This window comes from Pseudomonadota bacterium, assembly GCA_016195085.1.
Taxonomy (GTDB): domain Bacteria; phylum Pseudomonadota; class Alphaproteobacteria; order SHVZ01; family SHVZ01; genus JACQAG01.
Genome location: JACQAG010000054.1, coordinates 65,381 through 75,308 on the forward strand (window position 1 = coordinate 65,381; position 9,928 = coordinate 75,308).

Genomic DNA, 9,928 nt, shown 5'->3' on the forward strand with positions numbered 1-9,928 from the left:
ATGCGATCCGCGGACTCTCGCTCCTACTATCAGAGCCACCGGCGAGCGTACAGGTCTTTGTACCGCTCAAGGCCCCTCGAGCGTGATCGCCCGGGCCGGAGCGCCGCTTTGATAGATACGCCACGCCTCGGTGTAGGCTCGCTCGAGATTGCGCGCGAGGCGGGCTGAGTCGAATAGCGGGTGGGTCTCGCGGTTGCGTCTGAGCTGCGCCTTCAGCCGGGCCATCTCGACCGGAGATTGGGCGAGCTCGACCGCCATCGCCTCGAAGCCGGCGACCGTCGTGGCGGACAGCTCCTCCATGCCGATGCCCGCATTGAGGCTGGCGCCGACGCGGGCGGGCATGGTCTCGCCGATGAGGGTGAGCACCGGTAGCCCGGCCCAGAGCGCATCCAGGCTGGTCACGCCCGAGGTGTAGAGGAAGGTGTCGATGAACAGGTCGGCGAGGCTGAGCCGCGCCAGGTGGTCGGCCTTGGCCGGTGGCGGCGGCGTGAAGACCAGCCGTTCCGGCTCGATTCCGGCGGCGGCGGCAGCGCGTCTGAGATTGCGCGCGCCGACCGGGTCGTAGTCATTGAGCCACAGGACCGCGTTCGGGATCCGCGCCAGGATACGCATCCACGCGGCAAAGGCCGTGGGGTCGATCTTGTAGAAGCCACCGAAATTCGCCAACACGAAGCCGTGCGCAGGCAGACCCCATTTGCCCCGATCGGACTCCGGCATCGCCATGTCGAGGGGCGGGGCAGGGTAGTAGCTGGGCGGCAACCTGATCAGCTTTTCGGAATAGAAGGCATCGATTCCCGGTCCGAACAAGACGCTGTCGCCGATGACGTAGTCCACGAAGTCGGTGCCGGTCGGCCCGACATAGCAATGGTGCAGCATTTGCAGCGGCGCAATCCGCTGGCTCATGACCGAAAGCGACAAGAGCCCGTCATTGCCGGAGAGATAGCCGTCAAGGTCGACCAGGATATCGAGCCCATCGGCGGCGATCGCGCGTTGAAAGGCTTCACGGTCCGCGCCATCGACCGCGCGGAAGGCATGCGCCGCCGCGGCTAGCCGCTCTTGCAGGCGATCGTCGGCTCGAGTCGAGTAGAGGTAGACCTCGAAGGCGTCGCGATCATGCGCGGCGACGATGGGCAGCTGTGCCGCGCCGATGTGGTGGTCCCAAAGCTTGCTCGACAGGTATCCCAGCCGAATCCGCCCTCGGCCGGTCCTGCGATCCGCCGGCCATGCCGGTTCGCGTGGCGCAAATCGGTGCCGGGCGAAGTGGCGCGCGGCCTCGAAGAGCGTCCTGCTGTCCACCGCCAGAAACAGGAACAGGACGGGATTGACCAGGAAGCGGGCACTGTCCTCTTCGATCGCCGCCCGCACGAGCTCGCCCACGCGCCTTGTGTAGTCGCGACGGGTCGGCCAATCCGCCTGATTCAGCATGTGGAAATAGTAGATATGCTCGTGGAATTGCGGGTTGCCAAAGTCGAGATCGACCGCCCGCTGCATCAAGGCGACACCCCGTTCCTTCTCGCCCAGCAGGTAGAGATTTCGGCCGGCGAGGAACTGCAGCTCCGGGATCTCGGATCCCAGCATCGCCACCCGCTGCATGTGCGCGATCGCCGACGCGCGCTGCGCCAGATTGAAGGCGCTCTGACCAAGAGCCACCTGCGGAAGCATGGCTGCGGGGGCGAGCGCAAGCTGCCGGCGGCCGGCGGTGACCGCCATCCGGTCCTCCCTCAGGGCGGTTGCCACGCGGGCGATTTCGCCCTCCAGCGTCGCGCTGTCTGGGTGGAGCGTGCGTGCGCGAACGAGAATCGCAAGGGTGGCTCTCGCGCGGTTCGAGGCGATACTAAGCGAGCCCAGATGCTCGATGGCTTCCAGCGAGGCCAGGGAAACCGCAAGCCCGCGCCAATAGCCGGCAATGGCGCTGCCTGCATCGCCGCGGCGTTCGGCGTCGAGTGCCAGCTGGAATCGGCTTGGCGAGTCCGCGGGCGCAAGCGCAAGGACCCGCCTCAGCGCCGCGCAGGCTTCAGCGCTCTGGCCGCGGGTCGTGTATGCCGAGGCGAGGTGCCGCCAACGCCGCAATAGCCCGGCATCGTCCGTTGTCTCTGCCAACCAGCCTCCCAGCGAGTTGCCTTGAAGATATCGGCAACCCCACGGCCTGTGCCACAATTGCTGTTGTTGACCCATTGCAATCTACGCTATCGACGGCTCCGTCCCGCGCGGCTGCCACTCGCGAGGCGGAACTAACGCCTATGGACGTCATCGATCGATCGATCAAAGCGGCGCTGCGCCTCTACAACGACGGCAACCCGGATGCGGCCGAGCAAGTATGCAGGGGCATTCTCAAGGTCGAGCCGACCAATGCCGAGGTTCTGCATCTCCTGGCGCAGTTCGACTGTCGCCTCGGGCGGGCGCGGCGCGCGGCCGGAATCGCCCGCCAGGCGATCGCGCTGGAGCCGGCACGGGCAAAATTTCTGCTGACCCTAGGGACCGCCGAACAGGAGATGCGCAACGAGAAGGCCGCTGGCGACGGCTACCGGCGCTCCATCGCCGTCGATATCGAGCACGCTGAAGCCCATCTCAATTTAGGCGCGTTGCAGCCGATTCGAAGCAAGAGCGCACGCGCCTGCTGGCGACGGGCGGCGGTGTTGCGCCCTGATCTTCCCGAGGTCCACAACAATTTGGCGGGCAGGGCGCTCGCCAGCGCCAAGGTCGTCGAAGCCGAGCGGCGTTTCGGCCGCGCTCTGTCGCTGCGGCCAAGCTACCCGCAAGCGTGGAATGGCCTCGCCAGCGCGGCAGGAGCGACCGGAGCCATGCATCGCTCGTTGCTGGCGGCGCGCCGGGCGCTGGCTCTGGCGCCGGCCTTTGCCGAAGCCATGAACAATCAAGGCACCATCCTGGTGGCGGCGGGCGCGGTTGGACCTGCCGTGCGGTGGCTTTCGCGAGCGGTGGCGACTGCGCCGGGTTATGCCGATGCCGGCAGCAATTTGCTCTTTGCCTTTGCCTACGACGACTCGATCGCCCTCGCGGCGCTGTTCGCCGCGCAGCTCGCCTGGGCGAAGCGACACGCGCCCGTGCTACGGCCGCTCGAGACACGCCACGGCAATGCGCCGGAACCGGAGCGTCGCCTGCGCGTGGGCTATGTCTCGGCGGATTTTCGCGAGCACCCGATTGCTTGGAATGTCGAGGGTTTGTTCGAGCACCACGATCGGCGGAGCGTCGAGCTCCATCTCTATTCCTCGACCGTCAGCGCGGATCGAACGACGGAGCGGCTGCGCCGCCTGGCCGAGCACTGGCACGATGCAACCGACCTCGGAGCGGCGGATATCGCCGAGGCAGTGCGCCGCGACGGCATCGACGTGCTGGTGAGTCTGGCGCCGCACACCGCCTCCAATCGGCCGCTGTTCATGGCCTACCGGCCAGCGCCGGTCCAGGTGGCTTTCCACGGCATCGGCTCGACCGGCCTCGAGGCAGTCTCCTATTGGATCACCGATCCGGTCCTGCACCCCGAGGACAGCCGGGAAGCCTTCACCGAGGAGCTCGTGCGCCTGCCGTGCTTCTATCTGCATCGCCCGCCCGAGGACGCCCCCGAGCCGAGCGGCGTGCCCAGCCTCGCCTTGGGGGCGATAACCTTCGGTTCCTGCAACAACCCGGCGAAGCTCTCGCCGGCGGCCGTCAGGCTGTGGGCAGAGGTGCTGCGAGCCTTGCCCGCCAGCCGCCTGCTGGTGAAATACGTCGATCGATTCCGCGATCCCTTGGCCGCGCGGCGTCTGCTCGAGGCATTCGCGGCATACGGCATTGGCGAGGAGCGCATTGTCCGCTCGGGCGGTCTCTTGGATCGTCGCGGCCAGCTCGAGCTGCTGAGCAGCGTCGACATTGCCCTCGACCCCGTGCCGTTCAACGGCTCGACCACCAGTTTCGAGGCGCTGTGGATGGGAGTGCCCCTGGTGACCTTGCTGGGGGATCGGTTTGTCGGGCGGGTCGGAGCGAGCTTGCTCCAGCAAGTCGGGTTGGCAGACCTCATCGCCCGGACGCCGGCGGACTACGTCGCGATCGCCGCTCGGCTCGCGGGCGATGGACAGCGTCTGAAGGCGTTGCGTGCCTCGCTCAGGCAGCGAGTCGCCGCATCGCCGCTATGCGATGCGCCGGCGCATGCGCGTTCGATCGACGCGGCCTACCGCATGATGTGGCGGCGATGGTGCCGCCGTCCGTGACCTCGATCATGCAGCGAGGACTGGATGAGCACCGCGCCGGCCGCCTTGCCCAGGCGGAGAGCTGTTATCGAGAAGCGCTGGCCGGCGATCCCGACAATCCCGACGCGCTGCATCTCCTCGGCGTCATCGAGCTCGATCGCGGCAACATCGAAGCGGCACTTGGCCTGATCGGCCGCGCGGTCGAGCGCGACGATCGGCGCGGAGAGTTCCGCGTCAATCTCGCCAATGCCCTGCAGGCGGCCGGGCGGCGGGCCGACGCGCTCGTCCAATATCGACGCGCGATCCAGCTGATGCCGCTCTCCCCGGAAGCCCGCAACAACATGGGCGCGGCATTGCTGGCAGGGGGCGACTTCACCCAGGCCGTCGCCAGCCTGAAATCGGCGATCGCCATCCGGCGCGACTATGGCGAGGCGCACTACAATCTGGGCACGGCGCTTGGCAACCTCGACCGATACCAGGCGGCGCTGGCGGAGTTTCGGATCGCGCTGGCGCTGCTCCCCGCCCATGCCGGCGCCTGGACCAATCTCGGCTTCGCCTGCCACAATCTAGGCGATGCACCGACGGCGGTCGCCTGCATCGGTCGCGCCGTTCGGCTCCGCCCGGACCATCCTGGAACCCGCACGAATCTCATCAGCGCCATGCGTCTGGTCGATGGGATCGGTCCCGGCGAGGAGCTGGCGGAGTGCACGGAATTCGGCAGGCGCTTCGGCGCTCCGCTGGCAGGGGCGCTGCCTGAGCTGGGGCGCGATCGCAATCCGGACCGTCGATTGCGGGTGGGCTATGTCGCCGCCGACGGGTTTCGCCTGCACACCGCGTCCGTCAGCATCTTGCCGCTGATGGAAGCCCAGGAGCGGCAAGGTTTCGAGTTGTTCTGCTATTCCGATGTCACCACCGCCAAGGAAGACGGGGTGACGGCACGGTATCGCGCCTGCGCATCGGAGTACCGGATGACGGCGGGGCTCGACGATCACGCCTTGGCCGAGCGAATTCGCGGCGACGCTATCGACGTGCTCGTGGACGTCATCGGCTATCCAAGCGGCTCGCGGCTGTTGGCTTTGGCGCGGCGGCCGGCGCCGGTGCAGGTGAACTTGCTCTTGATGGGCAGCTTCGGGCTGCCGGCGGTGGGGTGGGCGATCAGCGATGAGATATTGACGCCTGCCGGCAGTGAGCGGTGGTTCGTCGAGCGCCTCTACAGGCTGCCGTTCGGCTTTTGCTACGACCCGTTGGTTCCGACGCCCGCGGTCGCCCCGGCGCCGAGCACCGGCGGGGCAGGGATCGTGTTCGGGAGCATGAACCAGCCGGCCAAGCTGTCGCCGTCGACGATCGCGGCATGGAGCGAGATATTGCGGCGTGTTCCGGATGCGCGGCTGCTGTTGAGAGGCCGGGCCTATGGAGATCCGGCAATCGCCGAACGGTTGCGCGGCGTCTTCGAGCAGCACGGCGTCCAACGCCAACGGCTCGAGCTGCGCGGCTGGGCCGCCGGCGGCAACCATCTTTCCGTCTATGGCGAGATCGACATTGCCTTGGATCCGTTTCCCTATGGCGGCGTGATCACCACCTGCGAAGCGCTGTGGAGCGGCGTTCCGGTGGTGAGCCTCATCGGCAACCGGGTCCTTGGCCGCTATGGGTTGCTGTTTCTGAGCGCCGTCGGCGAGAGGAGCCTGGCGGCGCAGAACGTCGGGGAGTATGTGGCGCGCGCAGTCGAGCTGAGCCAGGACGTCGGGCGATTGTCGGCGTTGCGTGCCAGCCTTCGCCCTCGCATGCAGGGTTCGCCCTTGTGCGACCGGGTCGGCTATGCGCGCTCGATCGAGGATGGCTATCGGGCGATGTGGCGCACGTGGTGTGGCCAGTGAGCGACGTGGTCGATCTGTTGCGAGCCGGGGCAGCGCACCAACAGGCGGGACGGCTCCCGGAAGCGCTGGAAGCCTACGAAGCAGCAGTGCGGCAGCGTCCGGACCTGGCCGAAGGGCACTATTTCGTCGGCAGCGCCTTCACGGCGATGGGGCTTCATAAGAATGCTATTCCTGCGCTCACGACCGCTCTCACGCTCAACCGCGATCTCGCGGAAGCGTGGAGCGAGCTCGGATCCGCCCATATTCTGGCGCGCGATCTGGTTCTCGCTCGCATCGCCCTCGACAAGGCCGCGGCCCTGAAGCCGCAAATGGCCGACAACCACTATCGCCGCGGCCAAGCCATGCTGGCGCTAGGCGAGCGGGAGGCGGCGATCACCGAGTTCCGCCGCGGGAGCGCCGTCGACTGCGACATTGCTGCAATCTGGACCAATCTCGGCGCCACCTGCCAGGCCCTGGAGCGCCACCGGGAAGCTCGTCTCGCGCTCCGGCGCGCCCTCACGCTGCAACCGGCCCTCCCACTTGCCCTGGACAATCTCGGTGCGCTCGAACAGGTCCTGGGGGAGGTGCGGGCCGCCTTGCCGCACCACCGCCGATCGATCGCCTCCGGCAATCTCTCGCCCGATCCGCACAGCAACATCATCATGGCGATGACCTATTTACCCGAGGTGACCGCCGATCATCTCTATGGGGAGATGCGGGCTTGGGAGACGCGCTATGTGCGCGAGCGCTATCGGGAGATACGGCCGCACGACAATCGTCGCGAACCCGATCGTCGCCTCAAGATCGGCTATCTCTCCGCCGATCTCTTCAGCCATCCCGTCGGCATCAATATCCTGGGGCTGATCGGCGCTCGTGATCGCAACCTGTTCGCCGCCTACTGCTATGCCAGCGTCGAGCAGGCCGACGGGCTCACGGAGTATCTGCGCGCCGATGCCGACGGGTGGTGCGACACGCGCCCGATGCGCGATGAGGCGATTGCCGAGCAAATCCGCAAGGACGAGATCGACATCCTAATGGTGATGGCCGGTCACACCGGCCGCAATCGCCTGGGTGTCGCCGCCTACAAGCCGGCGCCGATCCAGATCAGCTATGGCGATCTCACCACGACCGGGCTCGAGGTCATGGACTATTGGTTGACCGACGCGTTCTTGAGTCCCGATGGCGTCGATGAGCGCTTCACCGAGGCGCTGCTCCACGTGCCGATGATGGTGCTGCACCAACCGCCACCCACGGCTCCGGACGTGTCGCCGCTTCCTGCCGCCGCTGCGGGAACGATCACGTTCGGCTCCTGCAACAATCCCGCGAAGCTCAACGACCGCGTGCTTGCTCTGTGGGCGGAGATCCTGGACGAGGTTCCGGGCTCGCGACTGCTGCTGAAGTACCGAGCGGTCTTCGATATGGCCGAGGTGAAGGATCGCTTCGCCCGGCGCCTCGCCGAATACGGAGTGGCGCGCGGGCGGTTGATCTTTGCCGGCGGCAAGTTGCCGCGTCGTGAGCAGCTGATGCTCGTGGGCGGCGTGGACATTGCCCTCGATCCATTTCCCTTCACCGGGTGCACGGCGACGTTCGAGGCGCTCTGGATGGGCGTGCCGGTGATCACCCTTGCAGGCACGCGGTTTCTGGGCCGCATGGGAACGAGCTTTCTGACCCATGCCGGCTTGACCGAGCTTGTCGCCGCCGATGCCAAGGAATACCGCTCCAAGGCGGTTGCCTTGGCGCGGGACCTGCCGAGGCTGGCCGCCATGCGGGCGAGCTTGCGGGCAAGGATCGCCGGGTCGCCGCTCTGCGCGACCGAATGGTACGCGCGCACGCTCGAAGCGGCCTTTCGGGACGTCTGGCGCCGATGGTGCGCCCGCTGACGGGCGCTGCCGATGACGCGCGGTGCCGCGAGGTGCTGCGGCGGGCGCTGCTGCTGCACCAGTCGCAGCGATACGCGCTCGCCGATCCCGCCTACCGAGGGGCGCTGGCACTGGTGCCTGCGCATGCCGACGCGCTCCACCTCTATGGCTTGGTCAGGCTGCAGGCGGGCGCCGCCGCCGCCGCCGCAAGGCTGATCGGGCGCGCAATCAGGCTCAACCCAGGCTCAGCCGAATATCAGGCCAATCTCGGCCATGCCTCGGCGCTGGCGGCGCAGCATCGCGCCGCAGCGGCGGCTTTTCGCGCGGCCCTCGGCCACGAGCCCGAGCGGGCCGATTGGCGATGCGCGCTGGGCACCGCGCTCCTCGCCCTCGGCGACCAGGAGACCGGTGCGCGCGAGTTGCGAAGGGGGCTCCTGCTCGATCCAGGCCAGGCCCAAGCGGAATTCCTGCTGGCCGGTCTCGCCGATGCCGCCATCGGCGCCCGCCATCTCCGGCGGGCGCTGGCGCTCGCGTCGGACTTTGCCCCGGCCGAGTACAATCTCGGCAGCCGATTGCTCGAGCTCGGCAGCGGCGAGGCTGCCGGCCTGCGGTTCCGACGCGCCGTGACGCTCGACCCGGCCTTGGTGCAGGCGTTCAACAATCTGGGAGAGAGTGCCAAGGCGGGGGGGCGCCTGGCTGAGGCGATCGCTCTGTACCGGCGTGCCGTCGCTCTCGCACCGATGGAGGGCGATTTCTGGCTCAACCTCGGCAGCGGCCTGCAGCTCGATCAGCGGCTGGATGGGGCGCGCGCGGCCTACCGGCGCACCCTCGCATTGCGTCCCCATGCCGCCGAAGCGCTGAGCAACGCCGGCACCGTGGCCCAGGAGCAGGGGGAGCTCGACCGCGCCGCTCTGCTGCTGCAGCGTGCCCTTGCCATCCGGCCGACCGATGCCGTCGTTTGGAACAATCTCGGCAACGCGCTGACCGAGATCGGCGCCGTGGTGGCGGCCTACCGCCACGCCATCGCGTTCGATCCGAACTACCGCGAGGCGCACAGCAACCTGCTCTTTGCCCTCAACTACCAGCCGGGCATCGACTGCGAGGCGTTGTTTTTGGAATATCGGCGCTGGGCCGATCGGCACGCGCGTCCCGCCTATGCCCGCATCCGCGGCCACGGCAATTCGCGCGACCCGGAGCGTCCGCTGCGCATCGGCTATCTGTCGGCCGATCTGCGCTCGAACCCGATCGCCTACAATCTCATTGGGTTGCTCGAGCGGCGCGATCGGGCCGGTTTTCAGGCCTATTGCTATGCCGAGGTCGCACGACCCGACGCCATGACCGAGCGCTGGCGCCGATCGGCCGACGGCTTCAGGTTCACCGTCGGCCTTGGCGACGAGGCGGTGGCCGATCGCATCCGATCGGATGCGATCGACATTCTGGTTTGCCTCGGCGGCCACACCGCCAACAACCGCGTGCTGATTTGCGCCCACAAACCGGCGCCGGTGCAGATGAGCTATGGCGATCTCAGCACGACCGGGCTCGAGACCATGGACTACTGGCTGACCGATGCCAACGTGCACCCACCGGACACGAAGGAGAGATTCGCCGAACGCCTGCTGCACCTGCCGCTGCTGGTGAGCCATGAGCCGCCGGCTGATTCGCCGGAGGTGGGCGAACTGCCGGCGCTTGCCGCGGGTCGCGTAACCTTCGGCTCTTTCAACAACCTGGCCAAGCTGAACGATGCCGTCCTGGCGCTGTGGTCGGCGGCGCTGAAGGCGGTGCCCAGCTCGCAGCTCATCCTCAAATACGTGAACTGGTTCGAGAATCCTTCAGTGCGGCAGCGCGTGGCAGCCTCCTTCGCCAAGCACGGGCTCGAACGGGAGAAATTGATCTTCGTCGACGAGCGCCTGCCGCGCGGCCGCCATCTCCAGCTTCTGAACCGGGTCGACATTGCCCTTGATCCGTTCCCGTTCAACGGCTGCACCACCAGCTTCGAGGCGCTCTGGATGGGCGTGCCCGTGGTCACGTTGAAGGG

5 protein-coding genes are annotated in these 9,928 nt (G+C 67.4%); 4 read left to right on the forward strand and 1 reads right to left on the reverse strand.

Annotated elements, in window-relative coordinates; genetic code table 11:
* Window positions 1-66 precede the first annotated feature (66 nt).
* Window positions 67-2,100, reverse strand: a complete 2,034-nt coding sequence (locus tag HY058_15995) for a hypothetical protein (GenBank protein ID MBI3498801.1) — start codon at window positions 2,098-2,100, stop codon at window positions 67-69.
* 140 nt (window positions 2,101-2,240) lie between these two features.
* Between HY058_15995 and HY058_16000 the strand changes: the two genes are divergently transcribed.
* The 4 genes from HY058_16000 to HY058_16015 form a co-directional block, all read left to right on the forward strand.
* Complete coding sequence (locus HY058_16000) at window positions 2,241-4,202, forward strand: hypothetical protein (protein ID MBI3498802.1); 1,962 nt, start codon at window positions 2,241-2,243, stop codon at window positions 4,200-4,202.
* A complete protein-coding gene (locus HY058_16005; protein ID MBI3498803.1) occupies window positions 4,184-6,055 on the forward strand; it encodes a tetratricopeptide repeat protein in 1,872 nt (623 codons plus the stop codon). The genes HY058_16000 and HY058_16005 overlap by 19 nt, the downstream gene beginning before the upstream one ends.
* Window positions 6,040-7,914: a tetratricopeptide repeat protein gene (locus HY058_16010; GenBank protein ID MBI3498804.1), complete on the forward strand. Its 1,875-nt coding sequence runs from the start codon at window positions 6,040-6,042 to the stop codon at window positions 7,912-7,914. Before HY058_16005 ends, HY058_16010 begins: the two co-directional genes overlap by 16 nt.
* On the forward strand, window positions 7,899-9,928 hold a 2,030-nt coding region (locus HY058_16015), incomplete at its 3' end, for a tetratricopeptide repeat protein (protein ID MBI3498805.1). The genes HY058_16010 and HY058_16015, both read left to right, overlap by 16 nt.

What these genes read in the sequence shown, in the direction of transcription:
- HY058_16000 (MBI3498802.1), top strand. Translation starts at nt 2,241, where the DNA reads ATGGACGTCATCGATCGATCGATCAAAGCGGCGCTGCGCCTCTACAAC.
- HY058_16005 (MBI3498803.1), top strand. Translation starts at nt 4,184, where the DNA reads ATGGTGCCGCCGTCCGTGACCTCGATCATGCAGCGAGGACTGGATGAG.